18 protein-coding genes are annotated in these 20,887 nt (G+C 53.8%); 7 read left to right on the top strand and 11 right to left on the bottom strand.

Going from position 1 to position 20,887, the window contains the following annotated elements; translation table 11 throughout:
• The 6 genes from ssnA to R5268_RS17070 all read left to right on the top strand — a co-directional run bounded on the left by ssnA (position 1) and on the right by R5268_RS17070 (position 8,438).
• Positions 1 to 1,326: a putative aminohydrolase SsnA gene (ssnA, locus tag R5268_RS17095; RefSeq protein WP_317419889.1), complete on the top strand. Its 1,326-nt coding sequence runs from the start codon at positions 1 to 3 to the stop codon at positions 1,324 to 1,326.
• Positions 1,327 to 1,385: 59 nt separating this feature from the next.
• A complete protein-coding gene (gene ygfM, locus R5268_RS17090; RefSeq protein WP_218455061.1) occupies positions 1,386 to 2,159 on the top strand; it encodes a molybdopterin-dependent oxidoreductase FAD-binding subunit in 774 nt (257 codons plus the stop codon).
• A gap of 3 nt (positions 2,160 to 2,162) precedes the next feature.
• The gene (locus R5268_RS17085; protein WP_107679463.1) at positions 2,163 to 5,033 is read left to right on the top strand and encodes a molybdopterin-dependent oxidoreductase Mo/Fe-S-binding subunit; all 2,871 of its coding nucleotides are present in this window, start codon (positions 2,163 to 2,165) and stop codon (positions 5,031 to 5,033) included.
• Positions 5,034 to 5,093: 60 nt separating this feature from the next.
• Positions 5,094 to 6,410, top strand: coding sequence for a guanine deaminase (guaD, locus tag R5268_RS17080; protein ID WP_046892044.1), 1,317 nt, complete (start codon positions 5,094 to 5,096; stop codon positions 6,408 to 6,410).
• A gap of 57 nt (positions 6,411 to 6,467) precedes the next feature.
• Positions 6,468 to 7,835: an NCS2 family permease gene (locus R5268_RS17075; protein ID WP_046892043.1), complete on the top strand. Its 1,368-nt coding sequence runs from the start codon at positions 6,468 to 6,470 to the stop codon at positions 7,833 to 7,835.
• A 375-nt stretch (positions 7,836 to 8,210) separates the two neighbouring features.
• Positions 8,211 to 8,438 carry a hypothetical protein gene (locus tag R5268_RS17070; protein WP_141651494.1) on the top strand — a complete coding sequence of 76 codons (228 nt, stop codon included), beginning with the start codon at positions 8,211 to 8,213 and terminating at the stop codon, positions 8,436 to 8,438.
• Between the two features lie 69 nt (positions 8,439 to 8,507).
• On the opposite strand, the gene R5268_RS17065 is transcribed toward R5268_RS17070, so the two are convergent.
• Positions 8,508 to 9,434 carry a sugar kinase gene (locus R5268_RS17065; protein ID WP_218455058.1) on the bottom strand — a complete coding sequence of 309 codons (927 nt, stop codon included), beginning with the start codon at positions 9,432 to 9,434 and terminating at the stop codon, positions 8,508 to 8,510.
• The gene (locus tag R5268_RS17060) at positions 9,431 to 10,453 is read right to left on the bottom strand and encodes an SPFH domain-containing protein (RefSeq protein WP_218455057.1); all 1,023 of its coding nucleotides are present in this window, start codon (positions 10,451 to 10,453) and stop codon (positions 9,431 to 9,433) included. Before R5268_RS17060 ends, R5268_RS17065 begins: the two co-directional genes overlap by 4 nt.
• 159 nt (positions 10,454 to 10,612) lie before the next feature.
• On the opposite strand from R5268_RS17060, the gene R5268_RS17055 reads away from it, so the two are divergent.
• The gene (locus R5268_RS17055) at positions 10,613 to 11,335 is read left to right on the top strand and encodes an NUDIX hydrolase (RefSeq protein ID WP_218455056.1); all 723 of its coding nucleotides are present in this window, start codon (positions 10,613 to 10,615) and stop codon (positions 11,333 to 11,335) included.
• A gap of 18 nt (positions 11,336 to 11,353) precedes the next feature.
• On the opposite strand, the gene R5268_RS17050 is transcribed toward R5268_RS17055, so the two are convergent.
• The 9 genes from R5268_RS17050 to eutL form a co-directional block, all read right to left on the bottom strand.
• Entirely contained in the window at positions 11,354 to 12,262 is a 909-nt protein-coding gene (locus R5268_RS17050) for an ABC transporter substrate-binding protein (protein WP_317419884.1), read from the bottom strand.
• A 1-nt stretch (position 12,263) separates the two neighbouring features.
• The gene (locus R5268_RS17045; RefSeq protein WP_046892037.1) at positions 12,264 to 12,983 is read right to left on the bottom strand and encodes a (2Fe-2S) ferredoxin domain-containing protein; all 720 of its coding nucleotides are present in this window, start codon (positions 12,981 to 12,983) and stop codon (positions 12,264 to 12,266) included.
• Between the two features lie 12 nt (positions 12,984 to 12,995).
• The gene (locus tag R5268_RS17040; RefSeq protein WP_247719156.1) at positions 12,996 to 14,960 is read right to left on the bottom strand and encodes a TonB-dependent receptor plug domain-containing protein; all 1,965 of its coding nucleotides are present in this window, start codon (positions 14,958 to 14,960) and stop codon (positions 12,996 to 12,998) included.
• Between the two features lie 341 nt (positions 14,961 to 15,301).
• A complete protein-coding gene (gene ansB / locus R5268_RS17035) occupies positions 15,302 to 16,345 on the bottom strand; it encodes an L-asparaginase 2 (protein ID WP_317419878.1) in 1,044 nt (347 codons plus the stop codon).
• A gap of 214 nt (positions 16,346 to 16,559) precedes the next feature.
• Positions 16,560 to 17,594, bottom strand: coding sequence for an HTH-type transcriptional regulator EutR (gene eutR / locus R5268_RS17030; protein WP_230059469.1), 1,035 nt, complete (start codon positions 17,592 to 17,594; stop codon positions 16,560 to 16,562).
• 35 nt (positions 17,595 to 17,629) lie between these two features.
• The gene (locus R5268_RS17025) at positions 17,630 to 18,184 is read right to left on the bottom strand and encodes a BMC domain-containing protein (protein ID WP_046892034.1); all 555 of its coding nucleotides are present in this window, start codon (positions 18,182 to 18,184) and stop codon (positions 17,630 to 17,632) included.
• 2 nt (positions 18,185 to 18,186) lie between these two features.
• The gene (locus R5268_RS17020; RefSeq protein ID WP_046892033.1) at positions 18,187 to 19,539 is read right to left on the bottom strand and encodes a 4Fe-4S dicluster domain-containing protein; all 1,353 of its coding nucleotides are present in this window, start codon (positions 19,537 to 19,539) and stop codon (positions 18,187 to 18,189) included.
• Positions 19,532 to 20,098 carry a BMC domain-containing protein gene (locus R5268_RS17015; protein WP_182107486.1) on the bottom strand — a complete coding sequence of 189 codons (567 nt, stop codon included), beginning with the start codon at positions 20,096 to 20,098 and terminating at the stop codon, positions 19,532 to 19,534. Before R5268_RS17015 ends, R5268_RS17020 begins: the two co-directional genes overlap by 8 nt.
• 119 nt (positions 20,099 to 20,217) lie before the next feature.
• The gene (gene eutL / locus R5268_RS17010; RefSeq protein ID WP_107679471.1) at positions 20,218 to 20,877 is read right to left on the bottom strand and encodes an ethanolamine utilization microcompartment protein EutL; all 660 of its coding nucleotides are present in this window, start codon (positions 20,875 to 20,877) and stop codon (positions 20,218 to 20,220) included.
• Between the last annotated feature and the right edge of the window lie 10 nt (positions 20,878 to 20,887).

The raw sequence follows: 20,887 nt of genomic DNA, 5'->3' as shown, positions 1-20,887 counted from the left end.
ATGCTGATTCTGAAAAACGCCACCATCACTGAGTTCGAACCGGCGCAAATCCGCGAAGGGATCGATATCGCCATTGAGGGTGACAAAATTGCGGCTGTGGGTAACGGGCTTCATTCCCGTTACCCGGGCGCGGAAGTCAAAGAGATGAACGGCAAACTGGTGATGCCGGGAATTGTCTGCTCCCACAACCACTTCTATTCCGGTTTATCACGCGGCATCATGGCGAATATCGCGCCAAGCCCGGATTTTATCTCCACCCTGAAAAACCTGTGGTGGCGGCTCGACCGTGCGCTGGATGAGGAATCCCTTTATTACAGCGGCCTGATCTGTTCCCTCGAAGCAATTAAGAGCGGCTGTACGTCGGTGATTGATCACCACGCCTCACCAAACTATATCGCCGGTTCCCTGAAAACTCTGCGTGACGGCTTCCTGAAAGCCGGCCTGCGCGGCATGACCTGCTACGAAACCACTGACCGTAACGGCGGCCTGAAAGAGCTGGAAGCCGGGGTGGAGGAAAATATCGCCTTTGCGGAGCTTATCGACAATGAACGCAAAAGCGGTAAATCCCGCTATCTGGTGGAAGCCCATATCGGGGCACACGCACCGTTTACCGTGGCAGATGAAGGTCTGAAAATGCTGCGCGAAGCGATTAAAAAAACCGGCCGCGGCCTGCACATCCATGCGGCGGAAGACAGTTATGACGTCTCTTTCAGCCATGACAAATACGGTAAGGATTTGCTGATCCGCCTCGGTGAATTTGATCTGATTGATGAAAAAACCCTGATCGCCCACGGCCTGTATCTTTCTTCCGCAGATATTGAGCTGCTGAATAAAAAAGATGGCTTCCTGGTTCACAACGCCCGCTCCAATATGAACAACCACGTCGGCTACAACCACCGCCTGGGTGACTACAACAACGTGGTGCTCGGCACGGACGGTATCGGCTCCGATATGTTAGAAGAAATGAAGTTTGCTTTCTTCAAACACCGCGATGCGGGCGGTTCAATGTGGCCGGACAGCTTTACCCGTTTCCTGTGGAACGGTAACCGCCTGCTGGCACGCAACTTCGGCAAACAGTTCGGCCGCGTGGAAGCCGGTTATCAGGCTGACCTGACCATTTGTGATTACACACCGCCGACACCGTTCACCGGGGATAACCTGCCGGGCCACCTGGCCTTCGGTTTAGGCTCCGACAGTGTCAACAGCGTGATGGTCGATGGTGTGATGGTGTATGAAAACCGTCAGTTCCCGTTTGATACCGGACCGCTCTTTGCAGAAGCACGCAAAGCCGCGAAAAAGATGTGGGCCCGGATGGACGCACTGTAATAAAAAAACCATGACCTGCGGCAGTGCCGCAGGTCTGAAGAGCAATGTAGGGGTAACCCATGATCGAACAATTTTTCCGCCCTGCCACCTTAGCGCAGGCAACTGAGCTGAAACAACGCTTTCAGGAAAGCGCCGTCTGGTTTGCGGGCGGCAGTAAACTGAATGCGGTACCGACCGGAACTGACCGCACTGTCGCTATCTCACTGTCACTGCTGCCGCTGCAATCTATTGAGTGGCAGGACGGTATTCTGCGTATCGGTGCGGTTGTCACGCTGGAAGCGCTGCGTGAAAGCCCGCTTATCCCGCGTGCGCTGTATGATGCGCTCGGTTTCGTTTATTCACGCCACATCCGTAATCAGGCCACCATCGGCGGGGAGATCGCCGCCTGTCAGCGCGAACATGCTCTGCTGCCGGTGCTGCTGGTGCTGGATGCACAGGTTCAGCTGGCCAGCAATGATGTCATTTCGCTGGAAAGCTATCTTGCCGCCCCGGAAGACCGCCTGATCACCCATCTGATTTTACAGGACCCGTTCCGCCGCTGCGCCACCCGCACGGTCCGCGAAACAGCGGACGGCTGGTCTGTCGTCACCGCCGCGGTGGCTCTGACCGGCAATAATGAGCAGCGGATTGCGGTTGATGGTGTTGGCTGCGGTATCAGCCGCCTGCAACAGATCGAGGCAAAAAATCTCAGCGGGGAAGCGCTGGAAAAAGCCGTCAGTCAGGCGGTGAAGCCGAAAGCGGATTTGCTGGGCAGTGAAGAATATAAACGCTATATCACCGGAATTTTAGTTTCAGACCTGCTGACAGACTGCCGGCAAATGGGGGAGGAATAAGACATGAACGTCCATTTTATACTTAACGGCACCCCGCATTCGCTTGACTGCATTCCGGGCGAAAATGTCCGCACTATTCTGTTCAGCCTGGGTATGCACTCTGTGCGTAACAGTGATGACGGCTACGGCTTCGCAGGCTCTGACGCCATTTTATTCAACGGCCGTATTGTTAACGCCTCGCTGCTGATCGCCGCACAACTGGAAGGCGCAGTGATTGAAACCGCCGAATCACTCGGCAAATGGAATGAACTGAGTGATGTTCAGCAGGCCATGGTCGATGTGGGGGTGATCCAGTCCGGTTATAACGACCCGGCGGCTGCCCTGATCCTGACTGACCTGATTAAACGCATCCCGGAACCGGATCGCGATCAGATTGATGATGCGCTTTCCGGTCTGTTCAGCCGTGACGCCGGTTATCAGCAATTCTATGAAGTTATTGATCTGCTGGTGAAACGCCGCAAAGATCCGCACTACAAAGCCGATAACGCCCCGGCGTTCCGTGATGACCTGACTGTTGTCGGGAAAGTCACACCGAAAACCGACGCTGCTGTGATGGTGCAGGCAAAACCGTGCTATGTGGAAGATCGTATTCCGGCCAATACCTGTGTCATCAAAATGCTGCGCAGCCCGCACGCGCACGCACTGATCACTCATCTCGATGTCAGCAAAGCCGAAGCGCTGCCGGGTGTGGTGCATGTGATAACCCACAAAAACTGTCCGGATGTGTATTACACCCCGGGCGGGCAGAGTGCGCCGGAACCGTCTCCGCTTGACCGCCGGATGTTCGGTAAAAAACTCCGTCACGTCGGTGACCGTGTCGCCGCCGTTGTGGCAGAAAACGAAGCTATCGCACTGAAAGCATTATCCTTAATTGAAGTCAGCTATGATGTGCTGAAACCGGTACTGTCTATCGATGAAGCCAAAGCCGATGGCGCACCGCTGGTGCACGATGAGCCGGTAATTTATGTTAACGGCGCACCGGCTGACCTGGCAGAGCAGAATAAGAACGCGGCAGATCGCGGCGAACATTTGCAGATTAACTTCCCGATCGGCGCAAAACCGTGCAAAAACATTGCTGCCGGAGTTCACGGCCATATCGGGGATCTGGATAAAGGCTTTGCGGAAGCGGACACCGTTATCGAACGCACCTATGAATCCCGCCAGGTTCAGCAGTGCCCGACCGAACCGCATATCTGCTACACCTATATGAACGGTGACCGTCTGGTGATCCACGCCTCCACTCAGGTGCCGTGGCACTTACGCCGCCAGGTGGCGCGTATTCTCGGCCTGAAACAGAACAAAGTACATGTGATCAAAGAGCGTGTCGGCGGCGGCTTCGGCTCCAAGCAGGATATCCTGCTGGAAGAGGTCTGTGCGTGGGCAACGTATGTTACCGGCCGTCCGGTATCATTCCGCTACACCCGTGAAGAAGAGTTTATCGCGAACACCAGCCGCCATGTGGCGAAAGTAAAAATCAAACTGGGCGCGAAAAAAGACGGGAAAATCACCGCCATCAACATGGAATTCCTGGCGAACACCGGCCCTTACGGTAACCACTCACTTACTGTACCGAGTAACGGCCCGGCGCTGTCACTGCCGCTCTACCCGTGTGATAACGTCGATTTTCAGGTCACGACTTACTACTCCAACATCTGTCCGACCGGTGCGTATCAGGGTTACGGGGCACCGAAAGGTAACTTCGCCCTGACCATGATCCTGGCCGAACTGGCGAAAGAGCTGAATATCGATCTGCTGGATCTGATTGAAACCAACCGCGTGCATGAAGGCCAGGAACTGAAGATCCTCGGCGCTATCGGCGAAGGTAAAATGCCGACATCCGTGCCGACCGCGGCAAGCTGTGCCCTCGGGCCGATCCTGAAAAAAGGCCGTGAGCTTATCGACTGGGATTCCCCGCGCAAACAGGACGGCGACTGGAAAACCGGACGTGGCGTGGCGATTATCATGCAGAAATCCGGGATTCCGGATATCGACCAGGCAAACTGTATGGTCAAACTGGAATCTGACGGCACCTTTATCGTCCACTCCGGTGGTGCGGATATCGGGACCGGACTGGATACCGTGGTCAAAAAACTGACCGCCGAAGTACTGTGCTGCTGCCCGGATGATATCCATGTTATCTCCGGGGATACTGACCATGCGCTGTTTGATAAAGGGGCGTATGCCTCCTCCGGCACCTGTTTCTCCGGTAATGCGGCGAAAATGGCGGCAGAGAATCTGCGTAAAAAAATCCTGTTCCACGGTGCGGCACAAATCGGTGAGCCGGTGGAGGATGTCACCCTTGCGGCACCGGGTGTGGTGCGCGGTAAGAAAGGTGAAATCAGCTTCGGGGATCTGGCGCACGCTGCCGAGGGCGGTACCGGGTTTGGTGTGCTGGTGGCTAACGCCAGCTATATCACCCCGGACTTTGCCTTCCCGTACGGGGCAAACTTTGCCGAAGTGGCGGTGAACACCCGTACCGGTGAGATCCGTCTGGATAAATTCTACGCCCTGCTCGACTGCGGTACGCCGGTGAACCCGGATCTGGCCCTGGGTCAGATTTACGGTGCCTCCATGCGTGCCATCGGCCACAGTATGTCGGAAGAGATCCGCTACGACGCCAAAGGTGTGCCGCTGACCCGCGATCTGAAAACCTACGGCGCACCGAAGATCGGCGATATTCCGCGTGATTTCCGCGCGTTCCTGGTGCCGAGTGATGATCAGGTCGGCCCGTACGGCGCGAAATCCATCTCGGAAATCGCGGTTAACGGCGCTGCACCGGCCATCGCCACGGCCATTCATGATGCCTGCGGTGTCTGGCTGCGTGAATGGCACTTCACACCGGAAAAAATCCTGCGCGGCCTGGGCAAAATGTAATTAAACCAACCTGCCCTCACCGGTTCCGGTGAGGGCTTTTTGTAAGCAGAGGAGTCAGCTATGTCGTCTGAACATACCGTCAAAGCGGTACGCGGGAAGTTTCTGGATATCACCCGTGTAGTGACCTCGATGGACGATCTGCCCGGTGCAGTCCGCCTGATCGACGACGGACTAATGCTAATCCGGCACGGAAAAATAGAGTGGTTCGGAGAGTGGGAAGAAGGAAAACATCTGATCCCGGAAACTGTCCGTGTCCGCGACTACACCGGGAAACTGGTGGTGCCGGGCTTTATTGATACCCACGTTCACTATCCGCAGAGTGAGATGATCGGCGCTCACGGCGAGCAGTTGCTGGAATGGCTCAACCGCCACGTGTTCCCGACCGAAAAGCTGTATCAGGATATTGATTACGCCCGTGAAATGTCGGCGTTTTTTATCAAACAACTGCTGCGCAACGGCACCACGACCGCACTGGTCTTCAGTACTGTTCACCCGGAATCGGTCAATGCCCTGTTTGATGCGGCAAGCCAGCTAAATATGCGCCTTATCACCGGTAAAGTGATGATGGACAGAAACGCGCCGGACTATCTCACCGACACACCGGAAAGCAGCTACGAAGAGTGTAAGGCGCTGATTGAACGCTGGCACAAGAACGGGCGCCTGCTCTACGCCATCACCCCGCGTTTTGCGCCGACCTCCAGCCCGGAACAGCTGGCGGTATGTCAGCGGCTGCGCGAAGAGTATCCGGACACGTGGGTTCACACTCATCTTAATGAAAATAAAGCAGAAATTGAGTGGGTAAAAGAACTCTATCCGGACAGCAAAAACTACCTGGATGTCTATCATCACTACGGTCTGACCGGTGAACGCAGTGTGTTTGCGCACTGTATCCACCTTGAGGAAGAAGAGTGGGACTGCCTGCACGATACCGGCTCGGCAGTGGCATTTTGCCCGACATCAAATCTCTATCTCGGCAGCGGCCTGTTTAATCTGAAAAAAGCGCTGGCGAAAAAAGTGAAAGTCGGGATTGGTACGGATGTCGGTGCCGGGACGACCTTCAACATGCTGCAGACACTGAGTGAAGCCTACAAGGTGATGCAGTTACAGAAAACCTGTTTAACCGCCTTTGAAGCCTTTTATCTCGCCACACTCGGCGGGGCACATTCATTAGGACTGGATAACTGTATCGGTAACTTTGCCGCCGGCAAAGAAGCGGATTTTGTGGTACTTGAACCGACCGCGACCCCGCTCCAGCAGTTGCGTTATGACAACTCACGCACGCTGGCGGAGAAACTGTTTGTGATGATTGCGCTTGGTGATGACCGCACGATTTACCGGACATACATCGATGGACGTCTGGTCTATGAACGGACCTGACGCACACCAATGCTGTGATTAAAACACACTTTCATTTCATTCTCGGGGTCTGCAATTATGTCTGATAATACAACACCGGATAACACCGGGGCGGCAGCGAAAGGCGCACTTGATGCGTACTTTAAAATCTCCGCCCGCGGCAGCAGCGTCAAACGGGAGATTCTGGCGGGCGTCACCACCTTCCTCGCCATGGTCTATTCTGTCATCGTCGTCCCCTCTATGCTCGGTAAAGCCGGATTCCCGCCGGGCGCTATTTTTGTCGCCACCTGTCTCGTCGCCAGTATCGGTTCTCTGATGATGGGACTGTGGGCAAACCTGCCGATGGCTATCGGCTGTGCGATTTCACTCACCGCCTTTACCGCATTCAGCCTGGTGCTCGGGCAGCAAATCAGTATTCCGGTTGCGCTCGGCGCCGTCTTCCTGATGGGGGTCATTTTTACCCTGATTTCCGTTACCGGGGTGCGAAACTGGATACTGAAAAACCTGCCGATGGGGATAGCCCACGGCACCGGGATTGGTATCGGCCTGTTTTTACTGCTGATCGCCGCCAACGGCGTCGGCCTTGTGATCAAAAACCCGCTGGAAGGTCTGCCGGTGGCAATGGGGGCGTTTACCTCTTTCCCGGTGGCGATGTCGCTGATCGGGCTGGCGGTGATTGTCAGCCTGGAGAAAATGCATGTGCCGGGCGGGATACTGCTGGTGATTATCGGTATTTCGGTTATCGGCCTGATTGTTGATCCGAATGTCACGTATCAGGGGCTGATCGCCATGCCGTCACTGAGCGGTGAGGACGGAAAATCTCTGATATTCAGCATGGATATTATGGGTGCCCTGCAAACGGCCGTTCTGCCGAGTGTACTGGCGCTGGTGATGACAGCGGTGTTTGATGCCACCGGGACCATCCGCGCAGTGGCCGGGCAGGCAAATCTGCTGGATAAAGATAATCAGATTATCAACGGCGGCAAAGCCCTGACCGTGGACTCCGTCAGTTCCATTATCTCCGGTGCGGTGGGTGCTTCTCCGGCGGCGGTATATATTGAATCCGCTGCGGGGACAGCCGCAGGCGGCAAAACCGGGCTGACAGCCGTAACCGTCGGCGTGCTGTTCCTGCTGATCCTGTTCTTCTCGCCGCTCTCTTACCTGATCCCGGGGTATGCAACCGCTCCGGCACTGATGTATGTCGGTCTGCTGATGCTGAGTAATGTGGCAAAACTGGATTTCGATGACTCCGTCGACGCGATGTCCGGACTGGTGTGTGCGGTCTTTATCGTACTGACCTGTAATATCGTTACCGGTATTATGCTGGGCTACGTCACCCTGGTGATTGGTCGTCTGGTGGCAAAAGAGTGGCGCAAACTCAACACCGGCACCGTGATTATCGCCATCGTGTTAGTCGCATTCTATGCAGGCGGCTGGGCAATTTAATCCGTCTGACAGAACAAACTGAATATCCGTTAATTATTATCATCACAGGGAGCGCGAAAGCACTCCCTGTATTTGCCGGTAAAGAGGCTGAATCGCTCATTTTTATATATTGTCTGTTCTGTTTCCGGGAACAGATTCAAATCTGATAATAATCAATAGTTGATAAATACCAATCAAATAACGTCTCCGGCCAGTGGATTCCCGCTGAAAACCGTCAGCAGATAATCAAAAACCGACGTATATAACGTAAATCAGAGTCAGCACTTTTTGCACCTTGTGTTTTTTTTCCCCGGAGTTAAAACAGTGCTGTTATCAGCAATATTGTTATATCTGCTGTATGACAAAACCATTAAACGGAAAATAAAATAAGGATATATGATGAAAGAATTAAGTCTGGTTGAGATTGATATGGTTTCCGGCGCCGGTATTTACTCTGATGCGGGTGCATTAATCGGCCGCGGCGTGGGCAGCATCGTTGGTTACTACAGAAAAAATGAGCAGAGCGCAGGTCGTGGTGAGAAATTCGGCAAAACTATCGGTGGTATCGTTGACCAGTCTGTTTCCATAATCTCGTCATGGGCAGGCAAAATCAAACACGCTTAAGTGTCGCCTCACTTTCAGGCAAACGGGACACGCGTTGTGTCCCTTTTTTCATGCGCCGTTTTATATCTCTTATTCATACATCAGCCGCCCCTGAATATCCGCAATACTGACCGTGACAATGCATCCGGCATTAAAATGCAGAAAATCAGATTCGATCCCGTCAGAAAAAATAACACCATTTTCCGGCATCTGCGATTCAAGCTGTAATGTCATCGTATTATCAACCGCCCCGAAAATCATCGATGTTCCGGATGTCCGTCCCGGGAAAGGCTCGCGCACACTGAACTGCAACCGCTTTTCATCCCAGGCAATCCCGGCACGCAGCGGGTGTGAGCTGCCGCCGGTCACCCCCAGCGCACCGGCCAGAACCGATTGCAGCCAGCCTGTGGAACCCAGCCCCGTCGAGATAATCACACCGGAGGACGACTGTGATTCCGCCTGTCCGCCGTGACTGAGAATATAGCGGGCCGATGTGTGACTTTTCGGCCCGATAAACAGATCATTGACCGCCAGCATTTTCTGTCCGTCATTGGTGACCGCCTGTGCAAAGCTCAGGACTTTCGACGGCATATCCCGGTTCAGTGTCCGTTTCACCACCGACTCCAGCTGCGGCAGTTCAAAGGGCAGCAATATGCCGTCCCAGCGCGCCGGGTCGGGATTAACCGCGATCACCGGCTGGCCGTTCAGGTATTTCAGGGTATTTGCCACCAGCCCGTCCCGGCCGATAATCACCACAATATCACGATCAGAAAACTGATAGCCCGGCAGCAGCGTGCGATCCGGAACCTGTACCTGTCCCGCCTGAAGCAAAATACGTTTCGCCTCTGTCAGCTGCGCCTGGTAACGATCGTGTTCCGCCAGGTAATCACTGACAGAGATACCGTTATGCTCCAGATAAAACTTCGCCTGCGGCCAGGTATTGAAACGGGCGATCAGCTCCTGCAACCGGGTTTTCTGTGTGACCAGGACAAACCGTACTTCCTCCCGGCGGCTCATACTTTACTTCCTTTTTTCATCATCTGACTGAACATATCCGGCGCGATATTCAGCTCACCAATTTTTCCGGCATTCTGTGCCAGTGATTCAAAGGCCATCGCCATCAGCTGCTCCGGCGCCATCCGGCTCAGGGCAAGGGCTTTGAGATTTTCCACCGGCAGTTCGCGGTACGCTTTCATTTTGGTTTCAATCGCGTATGCATCCGCATCGGACTGAACCCGCTGGTTATCCGCACTGAGCGCAACCAGTGTCTGACGCTGCTGCTCCTCGCCAATCTCCGACGCCAGCCGTTCCTGTGACATTGCTGCCTGCTCGCGCAGCAGTGTGCGTTCATTTTCCAGCCGGGATTCCTCGATCTGCTGCTCTTTTTTCTGCACAGAGAGATCAGTTTCCAGCTCGGCCTCTTTGATCGTACGCTCCTGCTCAACCGAGGATTTGCGGCGTGCATAAATCGCGTCATCCGCTTCTTTCAGCAGGGATTCCCGGGCTTCCGCTTCGAGTGCGCGGGCCGTTTCCGGTGTCGGGGTAATGGCGGTGACAGAGAAATCCAGGATAGTGACCCCCAGTGCCTCAACCGCTGCCTGCTGCGCCAGACGTGACTGCACCAGCGCCACCAGTGACTGACTGAGCAATAATGCACGGCGCAGCGGCGTGGATTGGATCTCTGCCTGGATAATGGTTTGTGCCGCACGGACAATCCGGTCATTCAGTTTCATCGGATCGTCGGTCGCGTACGTTTTTCCGTCCCGGTTCAGCACAAAATTAAGCACCCCGGCCGTTTTTTCCGGCGCACTGACCTGAAAGGAGAGCTGTCCCTGAACACGGAGGTTCTGAAAGTCCGCGGTCTGAAAATTAAAAATAAACGGAGTTTCCTGCGCCGTTAACGGCAATGCAGCGATCGATGTGGTCGCGCTGTTGTACCAGAAACTCAGCCCCTGCCCCTGACGTTTGACATTACCGTTCACGGAACGGATAACAAATGTGGACGGGTCAGCTTTAAAGAATTTTAAATTAAACATAGTATCACCTCATTAGTGTCGTTATGACAATAACGATATAGTGACTTATTGACACTATTCATGTCAAGCTTAATTAGTGTCTGAATGACATTTAATTTGCAATCCGGATTTCTCTCCTTACAATAGAATCACTTACCCCGGTTTCAGGATGTGACGCAAATGGATGAACAAACTTACCTCGCCGGTTATCAGCGCCGTGATTTTCTGTCACCCCTGGTGACCGTTGATGCCGTGCTTTTTACCTATCACAATGAAACGCTGCACGTGCTGCTGGCCGAACGCGCGGAACATCCGGAAAAAGGCAAATGGGGTCTGCCCGGCGGATTTGTTGATGAGACACAGGACAAAACGCTGGAAGATACCGTGCTGCGGAAGCTGCGGGAAAAAACCGGCGTAACACCGCCGTACATTGAGCAGTTATGTACGGTCGGCAATGATCAGCGGGATAAACGCGGCTGGTCAGTTACGGTCTGCTATACCGCGCTGATTGCCATGCAGGCGTGTGAAAAACAGATTAATACGGTTAATTCCGTCAGATGGATACCGCTGGATGAAGCGGAAAATATGACGCTGGCGTTTGATCACCAGTTACTTATCCGTCAGGCCAGAGCGCGGCTGCGCCAGAAATCCCTCTATTCTGTCGTGCCGGGATTTGCGCTGCCGGACACCTTTACCCTGCCGGAATTGCAGCATGTTCATGAAATTCTGATTGGTCAGCCGATCCAGAAAAAATCATTCCGCCGCCGTCTTGAACAGGCTGATTTGCTGATTGATACCGGTGAAAAACGGGCTGAACGTGGTCGTCCGGCAGCGCTGTACCGTCTGAAGCCGGAATCAAAGGACTACCGTTTTATCCGTAACCTGGAGACGGACGGGGAATAACACGCTGTCGTGTCCGGACTATTTTCTGACCGCTTCCGCAATCGTCAGCAACACCTCCGGGCTTTTCACATTGGGATAAACGCCGCTGAACGGGATGACAATGTAACGCCCGTTTTTAACGGCCTCCAGATGAGACAGCGCCGGATGATTTGCCAGCCAGGCTTTTTTCTTTTCTGCCGGTGACCAGACCGCATCCGCGAGGATGATATAGTCCGGCTGTTTATCCAGCAAGATTTCCGGGGAGACGTGAATACCGGCCATCGGCATGTTTATAAAGGTATTTTCGCCTCCCGCCAGCGTGATAATTTCGGTCATAAACCCTTTTTTCCCCTGTGACATCAGGGTGTCACTCTGACTGTCGAGGTAAAAGATCGCGGGTTTACGGGAGAGCGGCGGCAGGGCTTTTACCTGTGCCAGTGTGGCATCGATACGGGCCACTGCTGCATCTGCCTCTTTTTCCCGGCCGAGGATTTTTCCCAGCCGGTACAAATCCGTTTTAATACTGTCAAATCCGCTGTATGCCTGACGTTCACAGGCAAATGCCATCAGATAGCTGCCGATCCCCGCTCGTTGCAGATCGTTTTGTCCGCCCATTGAGGCCATAAAGGCAGAGGAAAACCCGGCAACGACAAAATCCGCCCCGGAGGCGATCAGTTTCTCCGTTGCGGGGTATTTGGCCGAAAAGACCGGAATGCCGTGGTAACGGCCGGAAGTTACCGCCTCCGCTGAATCATCAATATAACTGACGCCCAGCATCTGCGGCCCGGCATCCAGCGCCAGCAGCATATCGGCAGCATGCTGATTCATGGCGATAATATGCTGCGGCGGTGCAGACTGATCCCACTGCGGCTCACAACGGTTTCCCGCTGACGCCCCCGCAGACAACAGCAGAAGCACCGCACCGGCAGCATACCGGACAAACGTCATCTTATTTGTGCTCCGCCAGCAATGACGGCACCACTCTTCCCTGTTCTATCTGTTCAGACACAAACAGATGGATCTCTTCCGGCGTGGTCAGGCGATACCATAAATTATCCGGATAGACCGTCACCAGCGGTCCCTGATTGCAGGGATACTGGCAGTGCGAACGGGTCAGCAGTACGCCGTTTTCATTTTCAAACAGGTTGCGTGCCGCCAGCTGATGGCGCAGCTGCGTCAGCAGCGATTTAGCCCCGCGGCAGACACAGCGCGGCCCCATACAGAAGAAAAGGTGATAGCGGTACGGCGGTGTTTTTTCCCAGTTCGGATTCGATTCTGCTTTCGGCTCACGGCTGTTTGACTGTTTTTCCAGCTCCGTCATCACATCACCGGCCTGTTTGGCATCCGCTGCCGCATCCGCCCCGGTAAGTACACACAAACTCCGGAATACCCGTAACTGCGGGTAATGCTCCGCAATAGCCTGAACCAGTTCCGACGTCAGGGACATCAGTTTTTCACCGGATTGCGCCGGATCGGTCAGCACCATCAGCAGGACACAACGGGTATCCGGTGTGACTGTTTCTCCCAGCTGATGTAATACCGCCCCGCTGTCTGCACAGCAGGCGGTATCACCGGGAAAGCCTCTCTCACTGAGCGACAGCCAGAAACCGGCCGGTAAACACGCGTCATTCTGCAACGTATTCAGATACAGTGTGACATTCTTTCCCATAGCTCAGTATCCTCAGAAACGGTAGGTGTAACGCAGTTCAGCGGTTAACGGACGACCGAGGTTATCCACTTTTTCAAGGCCGTTGCTGGTCAGCCCCGCCGGATAATCGCGGTCAAGCAGGTTTTCCACCAGCAGCGTGAGCTTATGCTGCTGCGCATGATCCACATACAGATACGCGCTGGCATCAAACACGGTGTAATGGCCGTAGGTATCATTGCCGGATTTCAGCTCACCCACATAGCGGGCAGCCAGTTCCGCACCCCACTGTTTCGCCGGGGCGTCATAACCGACACGGCCGCGGGTAAAAAACTCAGGGATGTCGTTGAGTGTCGCGCCGTTTTTGGTATCCAGCCAGTTACGGGTGATATCCCCGGAGACATACCAGGATTCATCAAAGTTCAGTTTGGTGGAGAGCACCACGCCTTTGGTACGGATTTCACCGTCACCGTTCACCCATTTGTCGTATTTACCGACTTTCACTGTGGTGATCAGATCATTGATTTCACGCGCATAAGCTGTTGCGCCGAACTGCCAGGCTCCGCCGTTTTCCCACTGCGTCAGATAATCAAATCCGGCTTCGATATTTTTACTGGTTTCCGCTTTCAGATTGGCATCACCAATGGTTTGCTTGCTTTCATCATTCACAAACAACTGTTCAGCGTTCGGCAGTTTAAATGCCGTTCCCACCTGGCCGCGTAAACTGAGTTTTTCATTCACTTCATATTTGGTGCTCGCCATCCAGACCGTTGCATCCTGACCGCCCTCAAAGCGCTCATAACGCACGCCGAGGCTCGGTTTCAGTTCCGGTAACACCGGCACATCCGGACGTACCTGAAGATAAACAGCGTTCGCTTTTGCGGTATCTGTTTCGATCTTCATGACTTCATCTTTACCTTTGTACCACTGGTTATCTGTACCGAGGACAAACTCATTATCCCCGAACAGGTAAGATTTCACCTGCGCCTGAATACCGTAGTCGCGGAATCCCCAGTAAGAATCGTCATTCTGGATATCCACAGAGCCGTCAGCCAGATAACGGCTGCGGTCATAGCGGGTGTTCCAATCATTAAGATGTGCACGGATGGAGTAACTGGTGTCCTGTGTCAGGAAATGCTCAAAGGAAACCGTCGCCAGATGGTGATCTCGTTTATTCATCGCCTGGCGGTGATGGTTCGGGGACACCATATCCAGATCGGCCTGCGTATACTGGTAGAATCCCTGTAACTGCGCGGTATCCGCAATAGTTTGTGTGACCTGAACACCGACTGAGGTCACGTCATAGCCACGTTTTTTCTGACCAATCGTCCCGTTGTAATCACTGTCGCGGTACGGCTGATAACCGTCTGATTTACTGCGGGTCACCCACGCCATCAGGCCGGTTTTGCCGATATCGTTATCAAACGCTTTCTCGATATACCCTTCACCGTAACGGCCTTTATCCGTATCCGCGCCGACACTGAATTCACCGGACAGCACTTCTGAAGTCGGTTTTTTGGTGACAATGTTAATCACACCGCTGATCGCCTGAGTACCGAAGGAGAGGCTCTGTGCCCCCTGTAACACTTCGATGCGGTCAATCGCAATCAGCGGCAGGGTATCAAGATAGATCCCGCCGAACAGGCGGTTATTCAGACGGACACCGTCAATCAGAATTAAAGTATCGTCCGGGCGGCCGCCCATAAAGGAATATTTCCCGTAGCCGTAAGCCCCCTGTCCCAGAGAAACATATAGCCCCGGCACATATTGCTGTAATACCTGGTTTAAATCGGATGACGGCCCTGAACGCTGAATTTCCTCACGGGTAATAACCTGTAGTTTATTCCCGTAGTCGGCCAGTTCATTAACGGTGGTGGATTCAATCGTGGAAGATCGGACAATAATCGTGTCGTCATTATTTCCCTGTGTTCCGGCCTGTGCACAGAACGATAACAGCACCATGGCGGATAACGGTGCCAATGCAAACTTAACTGATTTCATACCTTTCTCTTTTATTATTTTGTTGTGATACATGCCGTGAAGACAGAGTCACCCTGACTCAGAACCAGACAATATACTGAACGAATTCAATGGGTAAATATGAGAACAGTTCTTTTTCCCGCTTTGTGAATACGGACAGATTCAGCCCCTTTTTTCTTTAAATTCCTGTGGGTTGCTGTGTCTTTTTTGTTTCATTTGTTAATTATCATTAATGACAACTATCTCCTTAAACCCATTAATTGATATGTTATAACATAACAATAATAACATAAAAACAGATCCGGTAATAAAAAACCGCAACCCTCTGAATACGGAGGGTTGCGGTCTGAAAAAACGCGTAATTAATATTTTTCGAAGAATGACTGAATTTTCTGCGGATCAGTGGTTTGTGTCAGCGCCAGTTGCAGTAACACCCTGGCTTTTTGCGGATTCAGTCTGCCGGAAGCCACAAAGCCGTATGCGTCATCATCCACTTCTGCGTTACGGGTGGTATAGCCCGTTGGCACTCTGCTGGCGCGGACAACCACCACACCGTCTTTGGCTGCCGCGGCTAATGCATCAAAAATACCCTTATACATATTACCGTTGCCCACTCCGGCGCTGACAATCCCGGCGTTTCCCTCGTCCCGCAGGGCTTTTACCGGCGCATCTGACGCATTGGCATAATTATAAACAATGCCGACTTTCGGCAGTTCGCTGAGTTTACTGATATCAAACACCGCACCGGCCTGACGTGGTTGCGCAGCCTGATAATAGGTCACTTTGCCGTTATGGATAAACCCGGTATCACCGGCATTCACCGCTTCAAATGCCTGCACTTCCGTCGTGTTCATTTTGACCACATCACGCCCGCTGATCACCTTGTCATTCATCACCATCAGCACACCGCGATCCACCGCCTGTTTATCTGTCGCCAGCACCACTGCATTATAGAGATTCAGCGGTCCGTCCGCGCCCAGCGCGGTGGACGGACGCATTGCCCCCACCAGCACAACCGGTTTGCGGCACGATACCGTCAGATCAAGAAAGTATGCGGTTTCCTCCAGCGTATCGGTGCCGTGCGTGATCACGAATCCGTCCGTTTTATCACAGGTCCGGTTGATTTCCTTTGCCAGCGTCAGCCACACCTTGTCATTCATGTCCTGTGAGCCGATATTCACAATCTGCTCACCACTGATATCAGCCAGGGCTTTGACTTCCGGTACAGCATCAATCAGCGCATCGATTCCCACTTTTCCGGCCTGATAGCCGGACGAAACAGATGATTCCCCGCCGCCGGCAATCGTGCCGCCGGTGGCCAGAACTGTCACGGAAGGAAGTGCAAAAGCCGGGGCCATAAAGAGAGATATCAACGCGGACAGCAGAATTTTGTTGCGGTTTTTCATACCTGAATACTCCATTGCTCAGTAGAATTATAAATATCCAATTAATAAATATAGAACTAATTGGATATTTAAATTCTTCTTATGGAGAATATTCACAGCAAGATGCTAAAAATGAGATCAGAAGCGGGATTTTAAAATGATAACTCAGAAGAAGCCGTTCTGACCTGCCGGAAAAAAACACGATGCAGGTCAGAAAGCGGAAGCAGAACAACAATCACATCAGACGGCGGCTCAGCGTCTCCGATGGTTTTTCATTAAACAGACGCTGGTAATCGGTAGCGAACTGCCCGAGATGCCAGAATCCCCACTGCATTGCCGCGTCTTTGACGGTAGTCTGTTTTGAGTACGGGCTGACCAGTTCACGGCGTACAGCATTGAGGCGGATCGTTTTCAGATACGCATTCGGACCGATACCGAGTACCTGCTGGAAAGCATTTTGCAGCGTGCGGCGGCTGACATACAGCTCATTACACAGCTCCAGGACGGTCACCGGTTCGGTGGCATTCTCAAACAGATACTCACGGGCTTTGGACACCAGTTTCAGGTAGTTCACACGGTTGGTGTAGTGCTCATCCGCCACGGTGCTGGCATCTTCCAGTAGCCCGAGAAATGCGGTCAGCAGATTATGACTCAGGACACGGCTGACGGTGCGGTTACGTTCCTGCTCAATTTTGGAGTGCCAGAGGGCGTGACGGATATACTGCCAGATCGCCTCTTTTTTGAAGGGGTTCACGCCCACAGCCGGATTTTCGCTGAGCAGATTCATCAGCCGCTCCGGGTTTTGCAGCACAACAGAGTGTTTTTTCAGGATATCGTGAGAGATCACCAGCCCCTGGATGTGATAGTCATCCGGCGTGCTCAGCTCAAACTCTTTTCCGCCCGGACGCACCGCGATTTTCTGGCGGCACAGCATCTGATTACCGATATAACCGGTATTCTGCTGCTCTCCGGGAATACCGAACCAGAACGCATTCGGCCAGACCATACAGGACTGGCGCAGGGACAGATTGGTATATTCGTGGAACACCTGAAGCCCATCAAACAGGGTTTCGGTCAGTTCACCTTCAAACCGCCCCGGCGTCAGCTGATCATAAAGCTGCTGCCAGGCCGTAATAGCACAGGCCTGATCATAGGCATCATGGGTATAACGTTGTGTAAAATTCTGCTCGATCACGATAGGTCTGAGATCGCGGTCATGCGGCACTTCATCATTAAGGTGATGTAAATCTGGTGTGATTTTTTTCATCATTATTTTTTCCCCAAAATGAACGGCCGCCATAAATGTTAACCAGCGACCAATTGCTGCCAGAAATCGGGATGAGGATTCGGTACGACCATGCTGTAAACCAGCGCACCTTTATCTGCGGCGACTTGTGATGCGGCTTTTTTGGCGGTTTCGACGTCTGCGACATCGCCGCTCATCACAAAGTAACATTTACCCCCGATACCATACGCCATATGAAGTCGTATTAACGTGACGCCGGCGGCTTTAACAGCAAAATCCGCCGCTTCAATACAGGTCGCGACACTAAAGGTTTCCACGACCCCGACGGCTTCGCGGGCATTCACATCCGTCACGCCACCGATAGCGGGCAGTACGTCCGGGTGGATATTACTGAGCAGAAACTCATCCACCACCTGTGCGCCGCCTTTCTCAACACCACACTGCATTGCCTGCTGTGCGGCGGCAACATCACCGCCGACCATCACCACATATTTGCCGGGACACACGGTTTTGCCCATCAGCAAAGTGACTTCCGCACTTTTGAGCATAAAATCGGTGACTTCCATCCCTTTGGCGATGCTGGACAGTTCCACCATCGCAATTGCACTGTGCATAGTTATTCCTTCTCTATCGTGACAGCCGTGCTGTCAATATGACGAACCACACCACTGATACTGGCGTGAACCGGCGCACCCAGTGCTTTTTCCGGGATAGCGGCGATCAGCATACCCGCCGTGACTTTATCCCCCTCACTGACAACCGGTACCGCCGGGGCACCGATATGCTGGCGCAGCGGAATAATCACCTGTTGCGGCGCATAGATCTCATCAGCCATCGGCGCTTTGTGCATGAATTCTGTCAGTTCCAGACGGCGGACCAGGCGTTTGACCGGCAGCATGCGGTGCTGAGCCATCGGATCTTCCGGGCGCAGTTCACCTTCGTAGCGGATACCTTCTTCGCGCAGCTTCACTTTCAGCATCTGATTGAGGCGCATCGGCGAGATTTCCACCGGGCAGGACCAGGCTTCGCAAATCGCACATTCTGAACAGGTCAGCGCCGCAACGACGGCTGACGGCGCAGAGATCTGCTCATAACCAACCGCGCGGACAATCAGATGCGGCGGCAGTTCGTGGCCGATCATATGACGCGGGCAGAGCTCGGTACACATTCCGCACTGTTCACAGACGGTGCGCGCCTGGTTGATCACCGTGCGCTCCGAACGGGTCCGGCGCTGAATTAAAATATGGTCATCCGGCAGGACTAATAAGCCGCCGGTGGTTTTGGTCACAGCATCATCAAGGGATGTCTGTAATTTGCCCATCATCGGCCCGCCGTTGATATACGCCGGGTTGCTGATGGTGGCTCCGCCTGCCAGTGCCAGCACTTCACGCAGTGTGGTGCCGACCGGGACGGAAACGGTAACAGGATGATGAACCGCGCCGTTCACTGTTAAGACGCGGTGTGTCACGGCCTGCTCCTGTTCAACGGCATACGCGACATTGATCAGGGTCTGCACATTGCTGACCACCACACCGACAGACAACGGCAGTGCCGCAGGCGGCACACGGCGGCCGGTCGCCAGCCAGATGGTGATCACTTCATCACCGGCCGGATAAACATCCGGCAGGATATGCAGACGGACAGAATCCGGCACGCGGGCATTCAGGATATCAATGGCAGCCTGATGCTTGCCTTTGATGGCAATAATGCCCTCTTTCGCCCCGGTGGCACGCATCGCATAGAGCAAACCGCGGATCATCGCATCCGCCTCACAAACGGCCAGTTGCTGATCCACCTGCAAAAGCGGCTCACATTCAGCCGCATTGACGAGATAAATTTCAGCCTCTGCCGCCAGCTTGACGTGGGTCGGGAAACCCGCCCCGCCTGCGCCGACAACCCCTGCATCCTGCACACGCTGACGAATGATTTCGGGCCCGCACTCATGCAGACCCGGCATCAGATTACTCATCGCGGTTTCCCTCCTGTTTTACCCGGTAGCGGCTGCCGCGTTTACGCAGTTTGCCCTGCTTAAACAGGTTCTCCAGCACATCACGGCTGTCCTCTATCAGGCAGCTGAAATGCATGGCCGCTTCTCCGGCGGTCACGCCGTGGCGGTGTTTGGCTTCAGCGGCAAACGTCATCATGGCATCCGCATCCGGGGCAGCAGCAGACACTGCCGCCGCGGCAGGAGCCGGAGCCGGTTCAGACGCCGGAACCGGTGCCGGAGACTGCGGTTTTACCTTAACCGGCACACCGCTGAAACCGGTGACCAGCCATTCGGTATCACCATCCGGACGACCGATGACCTTATGGCCAATCACTTTACCGGTGCGGGTTGCCGCAGCAATCCCCGCATCCACCGCCGCACGGCACGCCGCCAGATCGCCCTCAACAACAAGCGTCACCATCCCCGGGATCACCATTTCATAGTTAAGGATGCGGACATTGGCCGACTTCAGCATCGCATCCGCCGCATCAATGCCGGACACCAGGCCGTATACTTCCAGTAATCCCAGTGAATCGATCATGACCTATCTCCTGTGTTAATGACTGAACTGACTATACCCTTATTCATTCAGACCGCAGGTTCGCTGGCTGCGCTCAGCCCGCCAGCCTGCATCCTGAATGACGTCGGGTATTCCCGGACTCAGGCGCGCTGAATAGGATTGCGCGCGATATCCAGAACGGCTTCACTGAATGCATCACAGGCGGCTTTACATGCTGCCTGGCTGCCGGTCAGGAAAGCGGCTGAATAGTTGGTTTCTGACGGAGGCGGCACATAAGTAGCCAGCTGCACGTCAGCGGCTTTCAGTGCGGCATCGATCCCGAATGTGGCTTCCAGCGGCGGTGCCACCAGATAGGCAATCGGATCACCGTGTCTGATTTTGTCGCCGTCAGACAGGTAAGAACCGGTACGGGAGATCAGATGCGCCAGGAATGCCGTATCTTCTTTGTCATTCGCCCACTGAAAAGCAGGGCCTGACTCAATCGTTGCCATCATGGAATCCAGACCCGCACGCACTTCTGCCGGGTTAGGACCACCGAGGATAATCATCACTTCACCGGCAGTCGGTGACGGTGAGTTTGACGCCCCTGCATACAGGGAACGTCCGTAAACCACTTCCACGAGGGCTTGTTTGGTCGCTTCGTCAGCGGCGATATACGCGACATCATCAGAGTCAACAGTAATAAGACCCAGACTGCGGATGTGTTTCGGTAACTTCAGTTCACGGCAGAAATCTTCGTGCGCATTGGCGATAAGACGCATCGCTGTCACGTTCGGCCGGATAAGATCTAATGCAGGCATATTCAGTTCC

The organism is Morganella sp. BCCO 40_0007, assembly GCF_032989665.1.
Classification (GTDB): domain Bacteria; phylum Pseudomonadota; class Gammaproteobacteria; order Enterobacterales; family Enterobacteriaceae; genus Morganella; species Morganella sibonii.
The sequence above is the reverse complement of the archived record's forward strand: the minus strand, read 5'-3'. Positions and strand labels throughout refer to the sequence as shown.

Bases quoted from the DNA above. Each gene is read 5' to 3' on its own strand.
- R5268_RS17055 (WP_218455056.1), top strand. From the start codon at position 10,613: ATGGATGAACAAACTTACCTCGCCGGTTATCAGCGCCGTGATTTTCTG.
- R5268_RS17075 (WP_046892043.1), top strand. From the start codon at position 6,468: ATGTCTGATAATACAACACCGGATAACACCGGGGCGGCAGCGAAAGGC.
- R5268_RS17085 (WP_107679463.1), top strand. From the start codon at position 2,163: ATGAACGTCCATTTTATACTTAACGGCACCCCGCATTCGCTTGACTGC.
- ansB (WP_317419878.1), bottom strand. From the start codon at position 16,345: ATGAAAAACCGCAACAAAATTCTGCTGTCCGCGTTGATATCTCTCTTT.
- R5268_RS17020 (WP_046892033.1), bottom strand. From the start codon at position 19,539: ATGAGTAATCTGATGCCGGGTCTGCATGAGTGCGGGCCCGAAATCATT.
- ssnA (WP_317419889.1), top strand. From the start codon at position 1: ATGCTGATTCTGAAAAACGCCACCATCACTGAGTTCGAACCGGCGCAA.
- R5268_RS17015 (WP_182107486.1), bottom strand. From the start codon at position 20,098: ATGATCGATTCACTGGGATTACTGGAAGTATACGGCCTGGTGTCCGGC.
- R5268_RS17065 (WP_218455058.1), bottom strand. From the start codon at position 9,434: ATGAGCCGCCGGGAGGAAGTACGGTTTGTCCTGGTCACACAGAAAACC.
- eutL (WP_107679471.1), bottom strand. From the start codon at position 20,877: ATGCCTGCATTAGATCTTATCCGGCCGAACGTGACAGCGATGCGTCTT.
- R5268_RS17045 (WP_046892037.1), bottom strand. From the start codon at position 12,983: ATGGGAAAGAATGTCACACTGTATCTGAATACGTTGCAGAATGACGCG.
- R5268_RS17060 (WP_218455057.1), bottom strand. From the start codon at position 10,453: ATGTTTAATTTAAAATTCTTTAAAGCTGACCCGTCCACATTTGTTATC.
- R5268_RS17070 (WP_141651494.1), top strand. From the start codon at position 8,211: ATGATGAAAGAATTAAGTCTGGTTGAGATTGATATGGTTTCCGGCGCC.
- R5268_RS17040 (WP_247719156.1), bottom strand. From the start codon at position 14,960: ATGAAATCAGTTAAGTTTGCATTGGCACCGTTATCCGCCATGGTGCTG.
- ygfM (WP_218455061.1), top strand. From the start codon at position 1,386: ATGATCGAACAATTTTTCCGCCCTGCCACCTTAGCGCAGGCAACTGAG.
- guaD (WP_046892044.1), top strand. From the start codon at position 5,094: ATGTCGTCTGAACATACCGTCAAAGCGGTACGCGGGAAGTTTCTGGAT.
- R5268_RS17050 (WP_317419884.1), bottom strand. From the start codon at position 12,262: ATGACGTTTGTCCGGTATGCTGCCGGTGCGGTGCTTCTGCTGTTGTCT.
- eutR (WP_230059469.1), bottom strand. From the start codon at position 17,594: ATGATGAAAAAAATCACACCAGATTTACATCACCTTAATGATGAAGTG.
- R5268_RS17025 (WP_046892034.1), bottom strand. From the start codon at position 18,184: ATGCACAGTGCAATTGCGATGGTGGAACTGTCCAGCATCGCCAAAGGG.